The sequence below is a fragment of the Pseudomonas sp. ADPe genome, assembly GCF_014843515.1.
In the GTDB taxonomy this organism is placed as follows: Bacteria; Pseudomonadota; Gammaproteobacteria; order Pseudomonadales; family Pseudomonadaceae; genus Pseudomonas; species Pseudomonas citronellolis.
This window is the reverse complement of the sequence record NZ_CP062122.1, coordinates 7,094,209-7,115,759: the sequence shown is the minus strand read 5'-3', so window position 1 is coordinate 7,115,759 and position 21,551 is coordinate 7,094,209. Positions and strand designations below refer to the sequence as shown.

Here is a 21,551-nt window from a genome sequence, read left to right as displayed (position 1 = left end):
CCCTGCCAGCTGTGCTGCCAGTTCCCGTTTCTGCCTGTCGTTCATGGCAGTCGCTCCAGCCCTGGCCGTGCCAGGTACAGGACTTCGTAGCCGACGCTGTCCGCACGCAGCTCCAGCGCCCCGGCGCTCATGCTGAAGCGCAGCAGCCTCCAGCGTTGCAGGTCGGCCACCAGCCAGACCGCCAGCACATCCTCCCGGCCCAGCAGCGCCTCGCCGGCGGCCAGGGCGCCGTCGCGCAGGGCGGCGGCGCCTCTATCCGGCAAGGGTAGTTCTTCGCGGTACAGCGCGCGGGGCGGGCGATCGAAGGCCTTGCACGCCAGGCCCGGCCAGGCGTCCCACTGCGGGCCCTTGGCGGCGGCGCGTTGGCGGATGGCGTCGAGATCGTGCTCCGCCGGCAGGCGGTGGCTGTATTGCATGGCGAACATGGCGGGCTCCTTTTCAGCATGGGCTGGAAGGAGTCTGCGCGGCCGCTTTCATGTGAAACAGGTATGGATACTTGTTTCAGTGATTCGATCTAGAAATCATTGAAACCCAGCTCGCCCTGGGCCTGTTCCGGCTTCGGCCGTGCCGGGCGCTGGCGGGCCGGCGGCACGGGCGCCTTGCGTGGCGCGCTGTTTTCCGCCTCCGGCTCCGGCGGCGGCAGGGCCAGGCGGCAGCTGCGCACCGTCCACCAGCGCGGCAGCAGCTGGCGCACTTCGCTGCGGCCGAAGCGGTCGTCGATCAGCCAGACCACGCCTTCGTCCTGCTGGGTGCGGATCACCCGGCCGGCCGCCTGCACCACCTTCTGCAGGCCGGGGTAGAGGTAGGTGTAGTCGTAGCCGTCGCCGAACTGGTTATGCATGCGCTGACGGATTTCCTCGTTCACCGTGTTCACCTGGGGCAGCCCCAGGGTGGCGACGAAGGCGCCGATCAGGCGGTCGCCGGGCAGGTCGATGCCCTCGCCGAAGGCGCCGCCGAGCACCGCGAAGCCGATGCCGCGGCCGCCGTTGCGGAATTGTTCGAGAAAGCCCTCGCGCGCGGTCTCGTCCATGTTGCGCGCCTGCACCCAGACCGGCACGCCCGGCTCGTCGCGGACGAAGCGTTCGCGCACCTGCTCCAGGTAGGCGTAGCTGCTGAAGAAGGCCAGGTAGTTGCCCGGCCGTTCGCGGTACTGGCGCGCCATCAGCTCGCAGATCGGCCGCACCGACTGGGCGCGGTGCTGGTAGCGGGTAGACAGGTTGCGCACCACCTGCACCTCCAGCTGCTCGGCGCGGAACGGCGATTCCACGTCGATCCAGGCGGTGTCCTCGGGCAGGCCCAGCAGGTCGCGGTAGTAGTGCGCCGGCGTCAGGGTGGCGGAGAACAGCGTGCAGCTGTGCGCCTCCTCGAAGCGCGGGGCGAGGAAGGGCGCGGGGATGACGTTGCGCAGGCACAGCGTGGAGTAGACCCGGCCGCTTTCGCTCTGGCGGCGGGTGATGTCGAACAGCGAATGCTCGCCGAAGGCCTCGGCCAGGCGGCAGAAGGCCATGGCGTCGAGGTAGAAGCTCAGCAGCTCCAGGCTGTTGCCGTCGGGCTGCTCGCTGAGGTGGTCGGTGATGGCGGTCACCGCCTTCTGCAGCGCGAGGATGAACAGCTCCGGGGCCAGCGGGTAGACCTGGTATTCCAGCTCCTGGTCGCGGTGCAGCTGGTTCCAGTGGCGGCCGACGCGCTCCAGCGCGCCCTTGAGCTTGGCCGGGGCGACGCGGCGCAGGTCCTGGAAGTCGGCCTGGTCCAGCTCGCCGGTGTACATCTTGCGCCCGCGCTCCACCAGGTTGTGGGCCTCGTCCACCAGCAGCGCCACCTTCCATTCGTTGAGCGCGGTGAGGGCGTAGAGCAGGGCGCTCATGTCGAAGTAGTAGTTGTAGTCGCACACCACCACGTCGGCCCAGCGGCTCAGTTCCTGGCTCAGGTAGTAGGGGCAGATGCCATGCTCGCGGGCCACCTCGCGGACCCGCGCCTGGTCCAGCCAGGCGCCGTCGAGGGCGGCCAGGCGCGCGGCCGGCAGGCGGTCGTAGAAGCCCTTGGCCAGCGGGCAGGAGTCGCCGTGGCAGGCCTTGTCCGGGTGTTCGCAGGCCTTGTCGCGGGCCACGTGCTCCAGCACCCGCAGCGGCAGCTCGGGCTCGTCCTGGCGCAGGCTGGCCAGGGCTTCCAGGGCCAGGCGCCGGCCGGGGGTCTTGGCGCTGAGGAAGAACAACCGGTCCAGGCCCTGGCCGGGCATGGCCTTGAGCTGCGGGAACAGGGTGCCGAGGGTCTTGCCGATGCCGGTGGTGGCCTGGGCCATCAGGTGGCGGCCGTCGCGGGCGGCGCGGTACACCGCCACGGCGAGCTGGCGCTGGCCGTGGCGGAACTGCGGCCAGGGGAAACGCAGGCTTTCCAGGGCTGTATCGCGGGCCGCGCGGTGGGCCATCTCGCGTTCGGCCCAGACCACGAAGCGCTGGCAGTGCTCCTCGAAGAAGGCGTGCAGCTCGTCGGCGCTGAAGCTTTCCTGGAACACCGTTTCCTTCTGCGTCATGACGTTGAAGTAGACGACCGCCAGGTCGATCTGCTCCAGGTCCTGCAGGGCGCAGAGCAGCCAGCCGTAGACCTTGGCCTGGGCCCAGTGCAACTGGCGGTGGTTGTCGGGGATGCGCGAGATGTCGCCGCGGTGCGTCTTGATCTCTTCCAGGCAGTTGCGCGCCGGGTCGTAGCCGTCGGCGCGGCCGCGCACCAGCAGGTTGCGGTAGGCGCCGGCCAGCGGCAGCTCGGCGAGGTAGCCGGGGCCGCGGCGGCCGACCACGGTGGCGTGGCCGGCCATGCCTTCCTGGGCGGTGGGCGAGGGGGTGAAGCGCAGGTCGAGGTCGCCGACCTTGGCGGTGAACTCGCAGAGGGCGCGCACCGCGACCTGGTAGTTCATTCCGCCGGCTCCCCGGCCCAGGTCACGTAGCAGACCTCCACCGGCATGCCGTGCTCGGCGCAGAAGGCCAGCCAGCGCTTCTGGTTGTCCTGCAGGCGGTCGCCGGGGCCCTTCACCTCGATCATCCGGTAGCCGCGCTCGGCGGGGTAGAACTGGATCAGGTCGGGCATGCCGGCGCGGTTGGCCTGCAGGTCCTGCAGCAGGCGGCCGAACCAGGCCTTCAGGTGCGCTGCCGGCAGGCAGGCCAGGGCCTGTTCCAGCAGGCTTTCGTCCAGCAGCTCCCAGAACACGAAGGGCGATTGCAGGCCCTGCTTCTGGCGGTGGATGCGGCGCATCTCGTCGGCGTAGGCGCCGCTGTCGAGCAGTGCCAGGCGTGCTTCGAACAGCCCGGCGCGGCGGGTGCGGAACTGGCTGTCGTAGAGGTCCGCGGGGCCGGCGTGGAAGGGGTGGAAGAAGGCGCCGGGCAGCGGGGTGAAGATCACTTCCCAGCAGAGCAGGCCGAACAGGCCGAGGACCAGGGTGTTCTCCACGTAGTGCACCGGCGCTTCGGGGCGGGCCAGGTGCAGCTGCACGCACTGCTCGACGCTCAGGCCGGGCTGCGGCTGCAGTTCCAGGTCGATGCGTGGCGGCGGCGCGGCCTTGGCCTTCGCCGGTTGGGCGTGGCCGAGCTGGCGGCGCAGGCGCACCAGGGCGCGCTCGATCAGCTGCGCCTCGGCGGCGTTCTGGGGCCGGGCCGCGGCTTGCAGGGCCAGGTCATAGGCTTCGGCGTGGCGTTCCAGGCGCTCCAGCACGCGCACCTGGCGTTGGCGGGCGGCGACGTGTTCGCTGGCGGCATAGACCTGCAAGGCGCCTTCCCAGTCGGCCTCGCGCTCCAGTTGCTGGCCGATGTGGAACAGCACGCGCCCGCGACGGCGCTGCAACTGGGCGGTGCCGCAGTCGACGCTGGCGATCAGCGGCAGCAGTTCCTGAGCGGCGACGCCCAGGTCGAAGGCTTCGCGGCAGCGTTGCAGGAACAGGTGCGCGTCGATCTCCTCGCGGCTGGCGAAGCCGCGGGATTCGCGGGTCAGCGGGACGGTTTCGTAGCGCAGGATGCCCAGGTCGGTGAGGACGAATTCGGTCCAGTCCTGGTACAGGTTGCCGAAGAACATCAGGCGCAGGCGCTCCACCTGGGGCGCGATGGCCAGGCTGTAGACCGCCTCGTCCAGCTGCGGGCACCAGTCAGCGAAGGTCCGCGGTGCGGGTTCGGCCTCGGCCAGTTCGGCCAGCAGCTCCGGCTTGCGCAGCTGGCGGCTGGACAGCTGGGCGCCGAAGCAGTCGAGGATTTCGTCCTTGCGCAGCAGGCCAAAGAGTTCCTCCAGGCCCAGCGCGGCGGCGCCATCCAGCCAGCCGGCCTCCAGCAGCGGCGCGGCGGCCCGGCGCGGGCAGCCGATCTCGGCGTAGTCCAGCTTGCTGGCGCGAAAGTGCGGGCCCTTGCGCATGATCAGCCGCACCAGCAGGGCGCGGGCCTCCAGCGGCATGGCCTGAAAGTCGCGGAGGAAGGCGCGTTCGGCGGTGTCGAAGAGGTCGTCGTAGCGTTCTTCCAGCCAGGCGAGGGCGCGGTGGAAGTTGGCCAGGTAGTAGAAGCGCGGATCGGTCTGGAAGGGCATGGGCGAGGGCAGGGGCTGTATCTTTATACAGATATCAGGTGGGATGGGGATTGGCAATCGGTGGGGGATGGGCGGGGGGATTTGTTGGTGGGGGGTTGGGCTTTTCGTAGGAGCGAGCTTGCTCGCGAATGGCGTCTCCCTGTCGCTACATCGCCTGGGGTTGACTCCGCTCCCTCTCCCTAACCCTCTCCCTGAAGGGAGAGGGGACCGTTGGGCAGGGCTGGGTGTTCTGGAGTCAGCCGGCAACACCGAAGGTTTCCGGCTGAAACCATTCCTTCTCTCGGCACGGACTAGCCCCCTCTCCCTTCAGGGCGGGGCGCGCAGCCGAGGGCTGGGGAGAGGGTTACGGACTTCGGCCCTGCTCCGGAGCCAGGCTTGGCACCGCTGTTCGCGAGCAAGCTCGCTCCCGGTTTCAACGTAGGCCTTAAGGTTTCCCGCCCCCGGTCGCCCTGCATTTCAAATCCCCCGCACGACGAGGTCGGGTATGCGCCAGCACAACCGTATCGTATTCCGCTCCATGTTCCGCATCCGCGTGCTCGACGCCGGCGGCGAGCTGCTCGGCTATGTCGCCGACCTGTCCGAAAGCGGCCTGAAGATCCGCTGCGACGTGCTGCTGGCGCGGTGCTTCTGGGTTTGAAAGTCGGCATCGGGGCGCAGGGCGGCTGGCCGCTCGCCTAGACTGGCGGCATCGCCCCCGGAGCCCGCCCATGATCCCACTCGCCGAGCGCATCGCCGCCCTGGACTGGCCAGCGCTGGCCACGCGCCTGGACGCCGGCGGCCACGCCCTGGTCCCCGGGCTGCTCGATCCGCGTCAATGCCAGTGGCTGCGCGCCCTCTACGCCCGCGATGAGTCCTTCCGCAGCCGGGTGGTCATGGCCCGCCACGGCTTCGGCCTGGGCGAGTACCGCTACTTCGCCTATCCCTTGCCGGCGCCGCTGCAGACGCTGCGCGAGGCCTTCTATCCGCCCCTGGCGAACATCGCCAACGCCTGGCAACGGCGCCTGGGCCTGGCGCCGGAATACCCGCCGCGGCACGCCGAATTCCTCGAACGCTGCCACGCCGCCGGCCAACTGCGCCCCACGCCGCTGCTGTTGCGCTATGGCGAGGGCGACTACAACTGCCTGCACCAGGACCTGTACGGCGAACTGGCCTTCCCGCTGCAGGTCGCCATCCTGCTGTCGCAGCCGGGCGAGGAGTTCGGCGGCGGCGAGTTCGTCCTCACCGAACAGCGCCCGCGCATGCAGTCGCGGGTGGAGGTGGTGCCGTTGTGCCAGGGGGATGCCGTGGTGTTCGCTGTCTCGCAGCGGCCGGTGCGGGGCGCGCGTGGGGACTATCGGGTGAGCATGCGCCATGGGGTCAGCCGGTTGTTGTGGGGGGAGCGGTTTACTTTGGGTGTCATCTTTCACGATGCGCTTTGAGGGTTGCCCTGCGTACCATCGCCTGCCGTACAGCAGACGAAGGAGCGTGCAATGCATTACGAGGTCGTGGTGGCCCATCGTAGCGAGTATCCGGAGCCGATCACTTTTGCCAGGGGCGCGTTGCTGAAGGTGGGTGAGCGCTACGAGGGGCCTGAGGGTTGGGAAGATTGGTACTTCTGCGCGGCGGCTGGGCGGGAAGGCTGGGTGCCGGCTCAGGTCTTCGAGCGGGTGGGCGAGGGCGTTGGGCGGGCGCTGGAGGACTATACGGCGCGGGAGATGGAGGTGGGGGTTGGGGAGAGAGTGGTTGGTGGCAGGATTCTTGGGGGATGGGTCTGGTGTTGCCGGGAAGGGGATTCGGGGTGGGTGCCTCTGGAGTGTCTGCGGGCGTTGGATTGAGCCTGCTTAAGAGCCCCTCTCCCTGAAGGGAGAGGGGACTGTCCGTGCCGATGCTGGAGCCGTGCCTCATTGAGGTTTCAGGCGCGGATAAAACGACCAGGGAGATTTGGAATATCGCTTCAGGCCATACGGCCCCCTCTCCCTCTGGGAGAGGGCTGGGGTGAGGGTTGCGGACCCGCAGCAAACACCCAAACCCCCACCTGGGCCCTCCAAAAAAAAGCCCCAGCCTGGCGCCAGGGGCGGGCAGCCATCCGCGGCCCAAGGTCAGAGGCTCCTGTTTTCAGTGACGCCCGAGGAAATCCATCAGCAACGCATTCACCGCTTCCGCCGCCTCCATCTGCAGCATGTGCGCCTGTTCCGGCAGCACGTGGACTTCGGCGCTCAGGCCCTGGGCGTGGCTGGCCGGGATGATGGCGTCGGCCTCGCCCCGGATCACCAGCGCCGGGTGCTCGCCAGCTTCCAGCACGCCGCGCAGGTCCACCTGCTGGCGGCCATCGGCGAACAGCTTGCCAGCGAGCTGACGCAGCGCCGTGTCCACGCCTTCCAGGCGCTTGTACTTGAGCATGTCTTCCAGCATCTGCCGGTTCACCAGCGCGGCGTCGGAGAACAGCTGTACCAACTGCGGCTTGAGGGCATTGGCCAGCCCCGAGCGCCAGGCCCTGCTCGACGCCCTGGTGCGCCACCGCTGGCAGCCGGGCCCCGCGGCCCAGGCCCTGGGCATCTCGCGGGCAACGCTGTACCGCCGGGTGAAGCAGCACGGCATCGAGATGCCTCGGGCGAAACGCGAACCCGCCTGCTCTTCGCACGGCGGAAACCATGGCCCGGCAGGCTCCCCCTACGGGAAGCCTGCGCCTTATACCCTGCCCAGCCTGATGGTCAGCGGCCAGCTCACCTGGCGCGTTTCCACCTCGCCCCAGGCCGCCTGCAACTCCTCGCGCAGCGCCTCGACCGGGTCCTGGCCGGTGGCCTGGCGGTAGCTGGCCACCGCCGACCAGCTGTACAGGTAGTCGACCAGGCGCTGGAAACTCCACTGCGCCTCCAGGGCGAAGGGTGGCGTCTCCACGCGCTCGAAGGGGAAGGGGATGGTTTCGTAGCCGGTCTCCACATGCTTGCGCTCCGGCGCCCAGTAAGGGCCGACCAGGTCGTGGTAGAGGTGGCGGATCAGCGCGTCCAGGCGCTCGTCGATGTTCAGCAGGTTGTAGGAGACCACCGCCAGCAGCGCGCCGGGGCGCGACACGCGGCGCACCTCGGCATAGAAGCGCTCGACGTCGAACCAGTGCAGGGCCTGGGCCACCAGGGTGAGGTCGACGCTGGCCGGTTGCAGCGAGGTGCTTTCCGCCGGTTCGCAGCGGTAGTCGATATTGGCCTCGCGCGGGGCCTGTTCCAGTTGCTTGGCGTTGATGTCGGTGGCCACCACCTGCTGGAAGTGCCGGGCCAGGTCGAGGCTGGCCTGGCCCGAGCCGCAGCCGCAATCCCAGGCCCGGTCGGTGGAGGGCGCCACCTGCGCCAGCCAGGCGAAGAACGCCGGATCGTAGGTCGGGCGACCGGCGCGGTAGGCGTCGGCCTGCTGGCTGAACAGCTGGCGGGTGTCGGTCATGGGGGAGCTCCGGGGGCGGCGGGCGGGGGACTATCTTGCCGGTGGGTGTGGGCGGGGCTCAAGGGGCGGAGTCAGCCCGATGCTCCGGCACAACCGGGAAACACCGTTCGCGAGCAAGCTCGCTCCTACAGGTGCAGGTGACATGCTCTCGTAGGATGGGTTGAGCGAAGCGATACCCATCGCCACGGCCATGGGTTTCGCAAGCTCAACCCATCCTACGAAAAGCGCTTCGGCGCAGCGGGCATAAAAAAGCCCCGCGATCAGCAGCGTGAGTCGCGGGGCCAAGTGGCCGGAGAGTGGCCAGGGAGGAACCTGTCAGGCCCGGGGTTGCCAGCCGCCGCCCAGGGCCTTGTAGATGGCGACTATGCCGCGGTACACGTCGACTTCGGCCAGGGCCTGGGCGTCTTCGGCGGCCAGTTGTTCGCGTTCGGCGTCCAGCAGGTTTAGGAAGTCCAGGGTGCCTTCGCGGTATTGCACGCCGGCCAGTTCGGCGGCCTTGCGGCTGGCCTCGGACTGGCGCACCAGCACCAGCATGCGCTGCTGGCGCTTGCCGTAGTCGCTGAAGGCGTTGGAGGACTCTTCCAGGGCCAGCAGCACCTGCTGCTCGTAGCTGGCCAGCGCGGCGTCGGCGTCGGCCCTGGAGGCGCGCAGGCGGGCGCGCACGCTGCCCAGGTCGAAGGCGGCCCAGCTGATGGTCGGCGCCACGCCCCAGGCGCGGGCGGCGCCTGAGCCTATCTGCGAGCCGCGCCCGGCGGTGTAGCCGAGGAAGCCGCCGAGGCTCACCCGCGGGAACAGGTCGGCGGTGGCCACGCCGACATCCGCCGTGGCTGCGGCCAGCCGGCGTTCGGCGGCGGCGACGTCGGCGCGGCGGCGCAGCAGGTCGCCCGGGTCGCCGATCGGCAGGGCCTTGGCGATGGCCGGCAGCTGTTTGGGCGAGAGGTCGACGCTGAGCTGGTCCGGGCGCTGGCCGAGGAGGGTGGCGATGCGGTTGCGCTGGCGCACTTCCTCGGCCTGCAGTTGCGGCAGGGTGGCTTCGGTGGCGGCCAGGCGCGCTTCGGCGCGCTGTACGTCCAGTTCGTTGCCCACGCCGTTGTCGCGCAGCTGGATGGTCAGGTCGCGGGACTCGCGCTGGTTCTTCAGGTTGTCGCGGGCGATGCCTTCCCTCAACTGCGCACCGCGCAGTTGCCCGTAGGCGTCGGCCAGCTCGGCGACCAGGCTGACCTGCAGCTGCTGCAGGTCGGCCTGGGCGGCCTGGCTCTGCGCGTCGGCCGATTCCAGCTCGCGGCGCACGCGGCCGAACAGGTCGACTTCCCAGATCATGTCCAGGCCCAGGTCGTAGCGCTCCTGGTTGACGCGGTCCTCGGTCTGCCCGGGCACCTGGCCCTTGCCGATCTCCGAGGAGACGCGGCTGGTCACGGTGGGGAAGCGGTCGTTGGAGACGTCGTCGCGGATCGCCCGCGAGGCCAGCACGCGGTCGTAGGCCACGCGCAGCTCGCGGTTTTCCTTCAGGGCCTGGTCGACCAGCTGGCTCAGCACCGGGTCGTCGAACTGTTTCCACCAGGCGTCCTCGAAGCGGCTGCGGTCGAAGGCTGCCGCGCCGGTTTCGAGCTTGGCCGGCGCGGTGTCCGGCTGCTTGTAGTCGGGGCCGACCATACAGGCGCTGAGGCTCAGGGCCAGCAGCGCCGGGGCGAAGTGTTTCAGGTTCATGCGTGGCTGGCCTCGTGGGTCAGGCGGGCTTGTTTCTTCGCTTCGCGGGCTTCCATGAAGCGGCGGATGAGGACGTAGAACACCGGCGTCAGCAGCAGGCCGAAGAAGGTCACCCCGAGCATCCCGGAGAACACCGCGACGCCCATGGCATGGCGCATCTCGGCGCCGGCGCCGGTGGACAGCACCAGCGGCACCACGCCCATGATGAAGGCGATGGAGGTCATCAGGATCGGCCGCAGGCGCAGGCGGCAGGCTTCCAGCACGGCGGCGACGCGGTCCATGCCTTCTTCCTGCTTGTCCTTGGCGAACTCGACGATGAGGATGGCGTTCTTGCACGCCAGGCCCACCAGCACGATCAGGCCGATCTGGGTGAAGATGTTGTTGTCGCCGCCGGCGACTATCACCCCGCCGATGGCCGACAGCAGGGTCATCGGCACGATCAGGATCACCGCCAGCGGCAGGCCCCAGCTTTCGTACAGCGCGGCCAGCACCAGGAAGGCCAGCAGCACGCAGAGCGGGAAGACGAAGGCCGCGGTGTTGCCGGCGAGGATCTGCTGGTAGGTCAGGTCGGTCCACTCGTAGGTCATGCCGTTGGGCAGTTCCTGCTTGAGCAGTTTCTCCATCGCCGCCTCGGCCTGGCCGGAGCTGTAGCCGGGCGCCGCGGCGCCGTTGATCTCGGCGGTGATGAAGCCGTTGTAGTGCATCACCCGGTCGGGGCCGGCGGTGTCGCTGATCTTGATGAAGGTGGCCAGGGGGACCATTTCACCGAGGTTGTTGCGCACCTTCAGCTGGCCGATCTGTTCCGGGTCCAGGCGGAAGTTCTGGTCGGCCTGGACGTTGACCTGGTAGGTGCGGCCGAAGCGGTTGAAGTCGTTGGCGTACAGCGAGCCCAGGTACACCTGCAGGGTGTCGAAGATGTCGCTGATGGCCACGCCGTGGGTCTTGGCCTTCTCGCGGTCGATGGCGGCGTCCACTTGCGGCACGTTCACCTGGTAGCTGGTGAATACCGACATGGGGTTCAGCTCGGGCAGCGCGCGGGCCTTGGCGAGGATGTTCTGGGTCTGCGTGTAGAGCTCCTCGTAGCCCAGGCTGCCGCGGTCCTCGACCTGCACGCGGAAGCCGCCGATGGTCCCCAGCCCCTGTACCGGCGGCGGCGGGAAGATGGCGATGTAGGCGTCCTGGATGTCGGCGAACTGCTTGTTCAGCTCGGCGGCGATCTCGCCGGCGGACATGCCCGGGCCCTTGCGCTGGTCGAAGTCCTTCAGCGGGGTGAAGACGATGCCGCTGTTGGGGCTGTTGGTGAAGCCGTTGATCGACAGGCCCGGGAAGGACACGGTGTGCTCGATGCCCGGGTGCTTGCCGGCGATTTCCGACATGCGCTTGATCACCGCCTCGGTGCGGTCGAGGGTGGCCGCGTCGGGCAACTGGGCGAAGGCCACCAGGTACTGCTTGTCCTGCTGCGGCACGAAGCCGGTCGGGGTGCTGGAGAAGCCCAGGTAGGTGAGGGCGATCAACCCGGCGTAGATGAACAGGGCGATGGAGCTGCCGCGCAGCACGCGGGTGACAGTGCCGACGTAGCCATGGCTGGCGCGGTCGAAGAAGCGGTTGAACGGGCGGAACAGCCAGCTGCCCAGCAGCTTGTCGAGGATCAGCGAGAAGCGGTCCTTGGGCTCGTGGTGGCCCTTGAGCAGCACGGCGGCCAGCGCCGGCGACAGGGTCAGCGAGTTGAACGCGGAGATCACCGTGGAAATCGCGATGGTCAGCGCGAACTGCCGGTAGAACTGCCCGGTGAGGCCGGAGATGAACGCGGTCGGCACGAACACGGCGCACAGCACCAGGGCGGTGGCGATGATCGGCCCGGTCACTTCCTTCATGGCGCGCTTGGTGGCCTCGATCGGTGTCAACCCGAGGCCGATGTTCCGCTCGACGTTCTCGACCACCACGATGGCGTCGTCCACCACGATGCCGATGGCCAGCACCAGGCCGAACAGCGACAGTGCGTTGAGCGAGAAGCCGAAGAAGTGCATCACCGCGAAGGTGCCGATCAGCGACACCGGCACGGCGGCCAGCGGGATGATCGAGGCGCGCCAGGTCTGCAGGAACAGCACCACCACCAGCACCACCAGCACCAGGGCTTCGAACAGGGTGTGCACCACCGCCTCGATGGAGCCGCGGACGAAGATGGTCGGGTCATAGACGATGGAGTAGTCCACGCCCTGGGGGAAGGCCTTCTTCAGCTCGGCCATCTTCTCGCGCACCTCGTTGGAGATGGCGATGGCGTTGGAGCCGGGGCGCTGGAAGATCGGGATGGCCACCGCCGGCTGGTTGTCCAGCAGCGAGCGCAGGGCGTACTGGCTGGAGCCCAGCTCGATGCGGGCGATGTCCTTCAGGCGGGTGATCTCGCCGTCCGGGCCGCTGCGGATGATGATGTTCTCGAACTCTTCCTCGCTGACCAGGCGGCCCTGGGTGTTGATCGACAGCTGGAAGCTGGTGGCGCTGGGCGCGGGCGGCGCGCCGAGGGCGCCGGCGGCGACCTGGCGGTTCTGCTCGCGGATGGCGTTGACCACGTCGGTGGCGGTGAGGTTGCGCGAGGCCACCTTGTTCGGGTCCAGCCACACGCGCAGCGAGTAGTCGCCCATGCCGAACAACTGCACGTCGCCCACGCCGTCCAGGCGCGCCAGCTCGTCCTTGATGTTGAGGATGGCGTAGTTGGACAGGTAGAGCATGTCGTAGCGGTTGTCCGGCGAGGTCAGGTGCACGACCATGGTCAGGTCGGGCGAGGCCTTGTCGACGGTGATGCCGATGTGGGTGACCTCTTCGGGCAGCTTCGGCTCGGTGCGCGTCACGCGGTTCTGCACCTGCACCTGGGCGTTGTCCAGGTCGGTGCCCAGGGCGAAGGTGATGGTCAGCGTCATCTTGCCGTCGGCGGTGGACTGCGAGGACATGTAGAGCATGTTCTCGACGCCGGTGATGGCCTGCTCCAGGGGAGCTGCGACGGTCTCGCCGATCACCTTGGGGTTGGCGCCGGGGAAGGTGGCGCGCACCACCACGGTGGGCGGCACCACTTCGGGGTATTCGCTGATCGGCAACTGGAACAGCGAGATGGCCCCGCCGATCAGGATGATCAGCGAGAGCACGGCGGCGAAGATCGGCCGCTGCACGAAGAATTGCGAGAAGTTCATGGTTCGTTCCTGGCGCGCGGGGCGCTAAACCCTGGGCAAAAGGTCACCCGCGGCCCTGGGTGGGGCCAGGGCCGGGTACTGCGTTGTCGATGTGCCCCGCTTAGGGGCGGGTCGTCGTCAGATGCGGCTGGGCTTGCCCGGCGACTGCTCGGCGACCTTCGGCGGCTCGCTGTCTTCCACCGCCTGGCGCGAGCGGGCGAGGGCGGCGAGGGTGTCCGGGCTGGCCATGGGCACGCCCTGGGCATCCACCTCGGCGCCGGGGCGCACGCGCTGCAGGCCGTTGACCACGATGCGGTCGCCTTTGGCCAGGCCGCTGCGGACGATGCGCAGGCCTTCCAGCTTCGGCCCCAGCTCGATGGCGCGGTAGGCCACCTTCCTGTCGGCGCCGACCACCAGCACGAACTTCTTGCCAAGGTCGGTGCCGACCGCTTCGTCCTTGATCAGCGCGGCGTCGTAGGTGCCGGAGCCGACCAGCTTGATGCGCGCATAGAGGCCGGGGGTGTAGAGGCCGTCCTTGTTGTCGAACACCGCGCGGCCGCGGATGGTGCCGGTCTTGGGGTTGACCTGGTTATCGAGGAAGTCCAGGCGGCCCAGGTGCGGGAAGCCGTCCTCGCCGGTCAGGCCGAGGTACACCGGGGTGCTGCCGCGGGCGTCCGGGCCGCCGGCGCGGGCCATGGCCACGTACTTCAGGTAGACGCGCTCGTCGGCGTCGAAGTAGGCGTAGACTTTGTCGGTGGAGACCAGGGTGGTGAGCAGGCTCTGCCCGGAGTTGACCAGGTTGCCGGCGGTGACTTCGGCGCGCGAGACGCGGCCGTCGATGGGCGCGGTGATCTGGGTGAACGACAGGTTCAGCCGGGCGTTGTCCAGTTCGGCCTGGGTCGCCGCGACCTGGGCGCGGGCCTCGGTGGCGGCGGCGCTGCGGGCGTCGGCCAGCTCGGCGGAGATGGCGTTGGTGGCGCGCAGGCGGTCGCCGCGGGCGGCTTCGTTGGCAGTGCGCGTCTGGTTGGCGCGGGCCTGTGCCAGTTGAGCCTCAAGGCGATGGACCTCGGCCTGGAACGGGCGCGGGTCGATCTGGAACAGCAGGTCGCCCTTCTTCACCAGGGCGCCTTCGCGGAAGGTCACCTTGTCGATGTAGCCGGAGACGCGCGGGCGCAGCTCGACGGACTCCGGCGCCTCCAGGCGGCCGGTGAACTCGTCCCACTCGTTGACCGGCTGCTCGATGACCTCGGCGACGCTGACCTTGGGCGCGGGCATGTTCTGCGCGGCTTCCTGGGTCTTGCCGCAGGCGCTGAGCACCAGGACGGCGGCCAGTGCGAGGGGGATACGCAAGGAATTGGGTGAACGCTCCATGGGGAAGACTCCGGCATTTTTTCTGTAATGGGCGGAGTCTGCGTTCCAGGCGTCTAAGTCGCTAATCGAACGGGAGCATTCTTATTATCACGGCCAGTGATAAACCCTGTTGCATTATCCGTATCAATCGATGGGGGATTTTCTGCTACTCGCTGTGCGGTGGACCGTTTGCGTACATGGATTCAGGGAGCTTCCAGGTTTCGCTTCACGCCGAACGGTCCCCTCTCCCGCTTGCGGGGGAGGGTTAGGGAGGGGGCGCGGAGTGCAGATTCGGCAGCGGAGTGTCGGCGAAGTCCGCAACCCTCACCCCAGCCCTCTCCCAGAGGGAGAGGGGGCCGTCCGGCGCGGGCGGCGAAGCCGGAGTCATCCTGATATGCCGGAGGCGTTATGCGCCCCAGGCTACAGGAGAGACGCCATCGTAGGATGGGTTGAGCGAAGCGATACCCATCGCCATGACCGAGCAATAGCGGCGCGGGATCAGGCCTTGGCCAGGCGGGCGCGGGCCACGCGGGAGCCGTTTTCCTTGCCGAGCACCTGGCAGATGCGCTGGCCGGCGGCGATCAGGGCGTCGAGGTCGATGCCGGTGTGGATGCCCAGGCCGTCGAGCAGGTAGAGCACATCCTCGGTGGCCACGTTGCCGGTGGCGCCCTTGGCGTAGGGGCAGCCGCCGAGGCCGGCGACCGAGCTGTCGAACACGGCGATGCCTTCCAAGAGGCTTGCGTAGATGTTGGCCAGGGCCTGGCCGTAGGTGTCGTGGAAGTGCCCGGCCAGGCGTTCGCGCGGCACGCGGGCGCCGACCGTTTCGAACATGGCGCGGGTGGCGCCGGCGGTGCCGACGCCGATGGTGTCGCCCAGGGACACTTCGTAGCAGCCCATGGCGTCCAGCTCGGCGGCCACGGCGGCCACCTGCTGCACGTCCACTTCGCCCTGGTAGGGGCAGCCGAGCACGCAGGACACGTAGCCGCGCACGCGGATGCCGTGCTCGCGGGCGGCGTCCATCACCGGCACGAAGCGCTCCAGGCTCTCCTTGATGGAGCAGTTGATGTTCTTCTGCGAGAAGGCCTCGGAGGCGGCGGCGAATACCGCGACTTCCTTCACCCCGGCCTCCAGCGCGGCCTCGAAGCCCTTGAGGTTGGGCGCCAGGGCGGCGTAGGTGACGCCGGGCTTCTGCTGGATGCCGGCGAAGACTTCGGCCGAGCCGGCCATCTGCGGCACCCACTTGGGCGAAACGAAGCTGCCGACTTCGACGTAGGCCAGGCCGGCGGCGCTCAGATCGTCCACCAGGCGCACCTTGTCGGCGACGCTGATGGGCTGTTTCTCGTTCTGCAGGCCGTCGCGCGGACCGACTTCGACCAGGCGGACGTGTTGGGGCAGGGGCATGGGGTTGTCCTCTTGAGGTTCAGGCGAAGGGCAGTTGCTCTTGTAGGAGCGAGCTTGCTCGCGAACCCGCTTCGCACCGGACGTTCATGGTGCAATGCGTTCGCGAGCAAGCTCGCTCCTACGAAGAGCCGGGCGGGGGCTTTATGCCGGGGTTTCTTCCAACTCCACCAGCGCCGTACCCTCGGCCACCAGTTCGCCTTCGCTGCAATACAGCGATTTCACCACGCCGGCGTGCGGCGCGCGAATGCTGTGTTCCATCTTCATGGCTTCCAGCACCACCAGGGCGGCGCCGGCTTCCACCGTTTGCCCGGGCTGGACCAGGATGCGCACGATGCTGCCGTTCATCGGCGCGCCCAGGCCGCCGTGGTGGGCGTGGGCGGCTTCGGCTTCGGCGATGGCGTCGTAGCGGCGCACCTGCACCAGTTCGCCCTGCCATTCCAGGTACAGGCTGTCGCCCTGGCGCAGGGCCAGGTGGCGGCGGCGCAGGCCGTCGAGGTCCACTTCCAGCCATTCGCCCTTGAGCGTCGCGCCGCGCACGCCATCGGCATGGCGCAGGTGCACTACCTGGGTTTCGCCCTTGGCCAGCAGGTGCAGGTCGGTTTCCCCCGGCAGGCCGCTGCGCCAGCCATCGCGGGCGCTCCACGGGGAGTGGGCGTCGTCGTTGCGCACGCGCTCGGCTTCGCTTTGCGCCCAGGCCTCGCCGGCCAGTTGCCAGAATTGCGGCGGCAGTTCGCCGGGCGCCGGCAGCAGTTGTTCCTGGTGGCGGGCGATGAAGCCGGTGTCCAGTTCGGCGGCGGCGAAGGCCGGATGGGCCAGCACGCGTCGGAGGAACGCCAGGTTGGTCTTGAAGCCGCCCACGGCGGTTTCGCTCAGCATCGCCAGCAGGCGCTGGCGGGCTTCCTCACGGTTCTCGCCCCAGGCGATCAGCTTGGCCAGCATGGGGTCGTAGAACGGCGAGATGTCGTCGCCCTCGCGGATGCCGCTGTCCACCCGGCGGCCGGGGCCGGCCGGCGGTTCGCGGTACAGCGCCAGGTGGCCGCTGGCGGGCAGGAAGCCGCCCTCCGGGTCCTCGGCATAGAGCCGCACTTCGATGGCGTGGCCGTTCAGCGGCACCTGCTCCTGGCTGATCGGCAGCGGCTCGCCACGGGCCACGCGGATCTGCCAGGCCACCAGGTCGAGGCCGGTGATGGCCTCGGTGACCGGGTGCTCCACCTGCAGGCGGGTGTTCATTTCCATGAAGAAGAACTGGCCGCTGCCTTCGTCGTAGAGGAACTCCACGGTGCCGGCGCCGACGTAGCCGATGGCCTGGGCGGCGCGCACGGCGGCCTCGCCCATGCCGCGGCGCAGCTCCACCGAGAGGCCGGGGGCGGGGGCTTCCTCCACCACCTTCTGGTGGCGGCGCTGGATCGAGCAGTCGCGCTCGTTGAGGTACAGGCAGTTGCCGTGCTGGTCGGCGAACACCTGGATTTCCACGTGGCGCGGCTTGGTCAGGTATTTCTCCACCAGCATGCGCGAGTCGCCGAAGCCGGACTGGGCTTCGCGCTGGGCGGACTCCAGGGCCTCGGCCAGCTCGCTTTCGCGTTCCACCACCTTCATGCCCTTGCCGCCACCGCCGGCGGCGGCCTTGAGCAGCACCGGATAGCCGATGCGCGCGGCTTCGCGCTGGAAGGTCGGGTAGTCCTGGGCCTCGCCGTGGTAGCCGGGCACCAGGGGCACGCCGGCGTCTTCCATCAGCGCCTTGGCCGCGGACTTGCTGCCCATGGCATCGATGGCGCTGGCCGGCGGACCGAGGAACACCAGCCCGGCCTCTTCGCAGGCGCGGGCGAAGCCGGCGTTCTCCGAGAGGAAGCCGTAGCCGGGGTGGATGGCCTGGGCGCCGGCGGCCTTGGCCGCGGCCAGCACGGCGTCGGCGCGCAGGTAGGATTCGGCGGGCTTGGCGCCGCCCAGGTCGATGGCGATATCCGCCTCTTCGACATGCCGGGCGTGGCGGTCGGTGGCGCTGTGCACGGCGACGGTGGTCAGGCCCAGGGCCTTGGCGGTGCGCATCACCCGGCAGGCGATCTCGCCGCGGTTGGCCACCAGTAGCGTTGTAATCATTGTTTTGCTCCGTTGAAGAGCTGGAAGCCGGAAGCTATAAGCTGGAAGCTGAAGAGCACTCCCGCTTCAAGCTTCCGGCTTCAAGCTTCTAGCTGCTCTTCTGCCATTTCGGTTTGCGTTTCTCGAGGAAGGCGTGCAGCCCTTCCTGGCCCTCGGGGCTGATGCGGATGCGGGCGATGGCGGCCTCGGTGTAGCGGCGCAGGTTGGGGCTCAATTCACCGCTGCCGATTTCCTGGAACAGCGCCTTGCAGGCCACCAGCGCGGCCGGACTGTTGTTCAGCAGGTTGGCGACCCAGGCCTCGACCTTCTCCTCCAGTTCCTCGGCGGCGTAGCACTCGTCCAGCAGGCCCAGCTCGCGGGCGCGGGCGCCGTCGAAGCGCTCGGCGGTGAGGGCGTAGCGGGTGGCCGCGCGCTGGCCGATGGCCTTGGTCACGAAGGGCCCGATGGTCGCCGGGATCAGCCCGATGCGCACCTCGGACAGGCAGAACTGCGCCTGCTCGCTGCCCAGGGCCATGTCGCAGCAGGCCACCAGGCCCACGCCGCCGCCGAAGGCCGCGCCCTGGACCACGGCCAGGGTCGGCTTCTTCAGCAGGTGCAGGTTGTTCAGCAGTTCGGCCAGTTGCTGGGCGTCGGCGAGGTTGCCCTGGTAGTCGAGCTTCACCGCCTCCTGCATCCAGGCCAGGTCGGCGCCGCCGCAGAAGTGCCTGCCGCGGCCGCGCAGCACCAGCAGGCGCACTTCGGCGTCGTCGGCCACCTGGTCCAGCGCCCGGATCAGCTCGGCGATGGTGGCGGCGTTGAAGGCGTTGTTCTTGTCCGGGCGGTTCAGCCACAGGGTGGCGACGCCGCGGTCGTCTTTCTCTAGCTGGATGTTTTCGTAAGTAGGCATGGTCGTTTCCTGGCTGGAAGCCGAAAGCTGGAAGCTGGAAGCGAAAGCCGCGCGACTTCCAGCTTCCGGCTTCAAGCTTCCAGCTTTCTTACATCCTGAATACGCCGAAGCGGGTCGGCTCGATGGGCGCGTTGAGCGAGGCGGACAGGGCCAGGGCAAGCACTTCGCGGGTCTGCGCCGGGTCGATCACGCCGTCGTCCCACAGCCGCGCGCTGGAGTAGTAGGGGTGCCCCTGGCGCTCGTACTGGGCGAGGATCGGCGCCTTGATCTTCGCTTCTTCCTCGGCGCTCAGCGTATTGCCGGCGCGCTCGGCCTGCTCGCGCTTGACCTGGGCCAAGACGCCCGCGGCCTGCTCGCCGCCCATCACGCCGATCCGCGCGTTGGGCCACATCCACAGGAAGCGCGGGTCGTAGGCGCGGCCGCACATGCCGTAGTTGCCGGCGCCGAAGCTGCCGCCGATGATCACGGTGAACTTCGGCACCTGGGCGCAGGCCACCGCGGTGACCAGCTTGGCGCCGTGCTTGGCGATGCCGCCGGCCTCGTACTTCTGGCCGACCATGAAGCCGGTGATGTTCTGCAGGAACAGCAGCGGGATGCCGCGCTGGCAGGCCAGTTCGATGAAGTGCGCGCCTTTCTGCGCGGCCTCGGCGAAGAGGATGCCGTTGTTCGCCAGGATGGCGATGGGGTAGCCGTGCAGGTGGGCGAAGCCGCACACCAGGGTGGTGCCGAACAGCGCCTTGAACTCGTCGAACTCGCTGCCGTCGACCAGGCGGGCGATGATCTCGCGCACGTCGAAGGGCTGCTTGCTGTCCACCGGAATGACGCCGTACAGCTCCTCGGCCGGGTACAGCGGCGCGCGCGGGGGCAGGGTGTTGAGCTTGCCCTGCTTGGTCCAGTTGAGGTTGGCGATGCAGCGGCGGGCGATGGCCAGGGCGTGCTCGTCGTCCTCGGCGTAGTGGTCGGCCACGCCGCTGGTCTTGCAGTGCACGTCGGCGCCGCCCAGGTCCTCGGCGCTGACCACCTCGCCGGTGGCGGCCTTCACCAGCGGCGGGCCGGCGAGGAAGATGGTGGCCTGCTCGCGGACCATGATGGTCTCGTCGCTCATCGCCGGCACGTAGGCGCCGCCGGCGGTGCACGAGCCCATCACCACGGCGATCTGCGGGATGCCCTGGGCGCTCATGTTGGCCTGGTTGAAGAAGATCCGCCCGAAGTGCTCGCGGTCGGGGAACACCTCGTCCTGGCGCGGCAGGTTGGCGCCGCCGGAGTCCACCAGGTAGATGCACGGCAGGCGGTTCTGCTGGGCGATGGCCTGGGCGCGCAGATGCTTCTTCACGGTCAGCGGGTAGTAGCTGCCGCCTTTCACCGTGGCGTCGTTGCCGACGATCATGCATTCCACGCCTTCCACGCGGCCGATGCCGGCGACCACGCCGGCGGCGGCCACGTCCTCGCCGTACACCTCGTGGGCGGCCAGGGCGGAAACTTCGAGGAACGGCGAGCCGGCGTCGAGCAGGCGGTTGATGCGCTCGCGCACCAGCAGCTTGCCGCGCGCGCTGTGCTTGGCCTGGGCAGCGGCGCCGCCGCCTTCATGCACGCGGCCGAGCAGGGCGCGCAGGTCCTGGACGCTCTCCAGCATGGTCGCGGCGTTGGCGGCGTATTCGGGGGAGCGCGGGTTGATCTGGGTATGCAGTAGGGCCATGAAAACCTCGAGAAGAGCGCTGTAGGCTGGAGGCTGGACGAGGACTGGAGCGGCTTTTTCGTCCAGCCTTCAGCCTCCAGCGGCTTTTATCGTTATTTGGTTTCGTTAAAGAGCTCGCGCCCAATCAACATCCGACGGATCTCGCTGGTGCCGGCGCCGATCTCGTAGAGCTTGGCGTCGCGCAGCAGGCGGCCGGTGGGGAACTCGTTGATGTAGCCGTTGCCGCCGAGGATCTGGATGGCGTCCAGGGCCATTTGCGTCGCGCGCTCGGCGGTGTAGAGGATCACCCCGGCGGCGTCCTTGCGGGTGGTCTCGCCACGGTCGCAGGCCTGGGCCACCGCGTACAGGTAGGCGCGGCTGGCGTTGAGCTGGGTGTACATGTCGGCGACCTTGCCCTGGATCAGCTGGAACTCGCCTATGCTCTGGCCGAACTGCTTGCGGTCGTGGATGTAGGGGACGATCACGTCCATGCACGCCTGCATGATGCCGATCGGGCCGCCAGCCAGCACCACGCGCTCGTAGTCCAGGCCGCTCATCAGCACCTTCACGCCGCCGTTGACCGCGCCCAGCACGTTCTCTTCCGGCACTTCCACGTCATCGAAGAACAGCTCGCAGGTGTTCGAGCCGCGCATGCCCAGCTTGTCGAACTTGTTGCCGCGGCTGAAGCCCTTCCAGTCGCGCTCGACGATGAACGCGGTGATACCGTGGGCGCCCTTTTCCGGCTCGGTCTTGGCGTAGATCACGTAGGTGTTGGCGTCCGGGCCGTTGGTGATCCAGGTCTTGCTGCCGTTGAGCACGAAGCGGTCGCCGCGCTTGTCGGCGCGCAGCTTCATGGAGACCACGTCGGAACCGGCATTGGGCTCGCTCATGGCCAGCGCGCCGACGTGCTCGCCGCTGATCAGCTTGGGCAGGTACCTGGCCTTCTGCTCGGCGTTGCCGTTGCGCTTGATCTGGTTGACGCACAGGTTGGAGTGCGCGCCGTAGGACAGGCCGACCGAGGCCGAGCCGCGGCTGATTTCCTCGATGGCGATGACGTGGGCCAGGTAGCCCATGTTGGCGCCGCCGTATTCCTCGCTGACGGTGATGCCGAGCAGGCCCATGTCGCCGAACTTCTTCCACATGTCCATGGGGAACAGGTTGTCGGCGTCGATCTGCGCGGCGCGCGGGGCCAGTTCGCTGGCGACGAAGCCCTGCACCTGCTCGCGGAGCATGTCGATGGTTTCGCCGAGGCCGAAGTTGAGGGACGGGTAGCTCATGGTTGCACCTGCTTTCTTGTACTTGGATA

Annotated in this window: 15 protein-coding genes and 2 pseudogenes; 4 read left to right on the top strand and 13 right to left on the bottom strand. The window is 68.6% G+C overall.

The features are described 5' to 3' along the window. Nucleotides 1–41 precede the first annotated feature (41 nt). From IG194_RS32020 to IG194_RS32010, 3 genes are all read right to left on the bottom strand, one after another. On the bottom strand, nt 42–425 hold the full coding sequence (locus IG194_RS32020; RefSeq protein ID WP_058490023.1) for a DUF4865 family protein: 384 nt from the start codon (nt 423–425) through the stop codon (nt 42–44). 89 nt (nt 426–514) lie between these two features. After that, a complete protein-coding gene (locus IG194_RS32015) occupies nt 515–2,911 on the bottom strand; it encodes an ATP-dependent DNA helicase (protein ID WP_058490022.1) in 2,397 nt (798 codons plus the stop codon). Then, entirely contained in the window at nt 2,908–4,557 is a 1,650-nt protein-coding gene (locus IG194_RS32010) for a VRR-NUC domain-containing protein (RefSeq protein WP_058490021.1), read from the bottom strand. Before IG194_RS32010 ends, IG194_RS32015 begins: the two co-directional genes overlap by 4 nt. 484 nt (nt 4,558–5,041) lie before the next feature. Between IG194_RS32010 and IG194_RS32005 the strand changes: the two genes are divergently transcribed. The 3 genes from IG194_RS32005 (at nt 5,042) to IG194_RS31995 (ending at nt 6,371) form a co-directional block, all read left to right on the top strand. Further along, entirely contained in the window at nt 5,042–5,194 is a 153-nt protein-coding gene (locus tag IG194_RS32005; protein WP_082996289.1) for a PilZ domain-containing protein, read from the top strand. 70 nt (nt 5,195–5,264) lie between these two features. After that, on the top strand, nt 5,265–5,975 hold the full coding sequence (locus tag IG194_RS32000; protein ID WP_058490020.1) for a 2OG-Fe(II) oxygenase: 711 nt from the start codon (nt 5,265–5,267) through the stop codon (nt 5,973–5,975). 51 nt (nt 5,976–6,026) lie between these two features. After that, nucleotides 6,027–6,371 carry an SH3 domain-containing protein gene (locus IG194_RS31995; RefSeq protein ID WP_058490019.1) on the top strand — a complete coding sequence of 115 codons (345 nt, stop codon included), beginning with the start codon at nt 6,027–6,029 and terminating at the stop codon, nt 6,369–6,371. A gap of 280 nt (nt 6,372–6,651) precedes the next feature. Here IG194_RS31995 and IG194_RS31990 read toward each other — a convergent pair. After that, nucleotides 6,652–7,008 (bottom strand): annotated as a pseudogene (locus tag IG194_RS31990) (acetoin dehydrogenase dihydrolipoyllysine-residue acetyltransferase subunit); the annotation flags it as partial. Nucleotides 7,009–7,015: 7 nt separating this feature from the next. Here IG194_RS31990 and IG194_RS31985 point away from each other — a divergent pair. Continuing rightward, nucleotides 7,016–7,144 (top strand): annotated as a pseudogene (locus tag IG194_RS31985) (helix-turn-helix domain-containing protein); the annotation flags it as partial. A gap of 80 nt (nt 7,145–7,224) precedes the next feature. Here the strand turns inward: IG194_RS31985 and IG194_RS31980 are convergent. The 9 genes from IG194_RS31980 to IG194_RS31940 all read right to left on the bottom strand — a co-directional run bounded on the left by IG194_RS31980 (nt 7,225) and on the right by IG194_RS31940 (nt 21,522). After that, on the bottom strand, nt 7,225–7,968 hold the full coding sequence (locus IG194_RS31980) for a class I SAM-dependent methyltransferase (RefSeq protein WP_058490017.1): 744 nt from the start codon (nt 7,966–7,968) through the stop codon (nt 7,225–7,227). Nucleotides 7,969–8,283: 315 nt separating this feature from the next. Continuing rightward, entirely contained in the window at nt 8,284–9,675 is a 1,392-nt protein-coding gene (locus tag IG194_RS31975; RefSeq protein ID WP_058490016.1) for an efflux transporter outer membrane subunit, read from the bottom strand. Continuing rightward, on the bottom strand, nt 9,672–12,857 hold the full coding sequence (locus IG194_RS31970) for an efflux RND transporter permease subunit (RefSeq protein ID WP_058490015.1): 3,186 nt from the start codon (nt 12,855–12,857) through the stop codon (nt 9,672–9,674). The genes IG194_RS31975 and IG194_RS31970 overlap by 4 nt, the downstream gene beginning before the upstream one ends. A 117-nt stretch (nt 12,858–12,974) precedes the next feature. Further along, nucleotides 12,975–14,207, bottom strand: a complete 1,233-nt coding sequence (mexE, locus tag IG194_RS31965) for a multidrug efflux RND transporter periplasmic adaptor subunit MexE (RefSeq protein ID WP_058490014.1) — start codon at nt 14,205–14,207, stop codon at nt 12,975–12,977. Nucleotides 14,208–14,684: 477 nt separating this feature from the next. Beyond that, on the bottom strand, nt 14,685–15,587 hold the full coding sequence (locus IG194_RS31960; RefSeq protein ID WP_058072982.1) for a hydroxymethylglutaryl-CoA lyase: 903 nt from the start codon (nt 15,585–15,587) through the stop codon (nt 14,685–14,687). 141 nt (nt 15,588–15,728) lie between these two features. Continuing rightward, complete coding sequence (locus tag IG194_RS31955) at nt 15,729–17,684, bottom strand: acetyl/propionyl/methylcrotonyl-CoA carboxylase subunit alpha (RefSeq protein ID WP_058490013.1); 1,956 nt, start codon at nt 17,682–17,684, stop codon at nt 15,729–15,731. Nucleotides 17,685–17,772: 88 nt separating this feature from the next. After that, nucleotides 17,773–18,570, bottom strand: a complete 798-nt coding sequence (locus IG194_RS31950; RefSeq protein WP_058072984.1) for a gamma-carboxygeranoyl-CoA hydratase — start codon at nt 18,568–18,570, stop codon at nt 17,773–17,775. Between the two features lie 88 nt (nt 18,571–18,658). Further along, nucleotides 18,659–20,266, bottom strand: coding sequence for a carboxyl transferase domain-containing protein (locus IG194_RS31945; RefSeq protein ID WP_058490012.1), 1,608 nt, complete (start codon nt 20,264–20,266; stop codon nt 18,659–18,661). Between the two features lie 92 nt (nt 20,267–20,358). Continuing rightward, complete coding sequence (locus IG194_RS31940; RefSeq protein ID WP_058490011.1) at nt 20,359–21,522, bottom strand: isovaleryl-CoA dehydrogenase; 1,164 nt, start codon at nt 21,520–21,522, stop codon at nt 20,359–20,361. Nucleotides 21,523–21,551: the final 29 nt, after the last annotated feature.

What these genes read in the sequence shown, in the direction of transcription:
- IG194_RS31980 (WP_058490017.1), bottom strand. Translation starts at nt 7,968, where the DNA reads ATGACCGACACCCGCCAGCTGTTCAGCCAGCAGGCCGACGCCTACCGC.
- mexE (WP_058490014.1), bottom strand. Translation starts at nt 14,207, where the DNA reads ATGGAGCGTTCACCCAATTCCTTGCGTATCCCCCTCGCACTGGCCGCC.
- IG194_RS31960 (WP_058072982.1), bottom strand. Translation starts at nt 15,587, where the DNA reads ATGCCCCTGCCCCAACACGTCCGCCTGGTCGAAGTCGGTCCGCGCGAC.
- IG194_RS31995 (WP_058490019.1), top strand. Translation starts at nt 6,027, where the DNA reads ATGCATTACGAGGTCGTGGTGGCCCATCGTAGCGAGTATCCGGAGCCG.
- IG194_RS32015 (WP_058490022.1), bottom strand. Translation starts at nt 2,911, where the DNA reads ATGAACTACCAGGTCGCGGTGCGCGCCCTCTGCGAGTTCACCGCCAAG.
- IG194_RS32000 (WP_058490020.1), top strand. Translation starts at nt 5,265, where the DNA reads ATGATCCCACTCGCCGAGCGCATCGCCGCCCTGGACTGGCCAGCGCTG.
- IG194_RS31940 (WP_058490011.1), bottom strand. Translation starts at nt 21,522, where the DNA reads ATGAGCTACCCGTCCCTCAACTTCGGCCTCGGCGAAACCATCGACATG.
- IG194_RS32005 (WP_082996289.1), top strand. Translation starts at nt 5,042, where the DNA reads ATGCGCCAGCACAACCGTATCGTATTCCGCTCCATGTTCCGCATCCGC.
- IG194_RS31950 (WP_058072984.1), bottom strand. Translation starts at nt 18,570, where the DNA reads ATGCCTACTTACGAAAACATCCAGCTAGAGAAAGACGACCGCGGCGTC.
- IG194_RS31975 (WP_058490016.1), bottom strand. Translation starts at nt 9,675, where the DNA reads ATGAACCTGAAACACTTCGCCCCGGCGCTGCTGGCCCTGAGCCTCAGC.
- IG194_RS31970 (WP_058490015.1), bottom strand. Translation starts at nt 12,857, where the DNA reads ATGAACTTCTCGCAATTCTTCGTGCAGCGGCCGATCTTCGCCGCCGTG.
- IG194_RS32010 (WP_058490021.1), bottom strand. Translation starts at nt 4,557, where the DNA reads ATGCCCTTCCAGACCGATCCGCGCTTCTACTACCTGGCCAACTTCCAC.
- IG194_RS31955 (WP_058490013.1), bottom strand. Translation starts at nt 17,684, where the DNA reads ATGATTACAACGCTACTGGTGGCCAACCGCGGCGAGATCGCCTGCCGG.
- IG194_RS31945 (WP_058490012.1), bottom strand. Translation starts at nt 20,266, where the DNA reads ATGGCCCTACTGCATACCCAGATCAACCCGCGCTCCCCCGAATACGCC.
- IG194_RS32020 (WP_058490023.1), bottom strand. Translation starts at nt 425, where the DNA reads ATGTTCGCCATGCAATACAGCCACCGCCTGCCGGCGGAGCACGATCTC.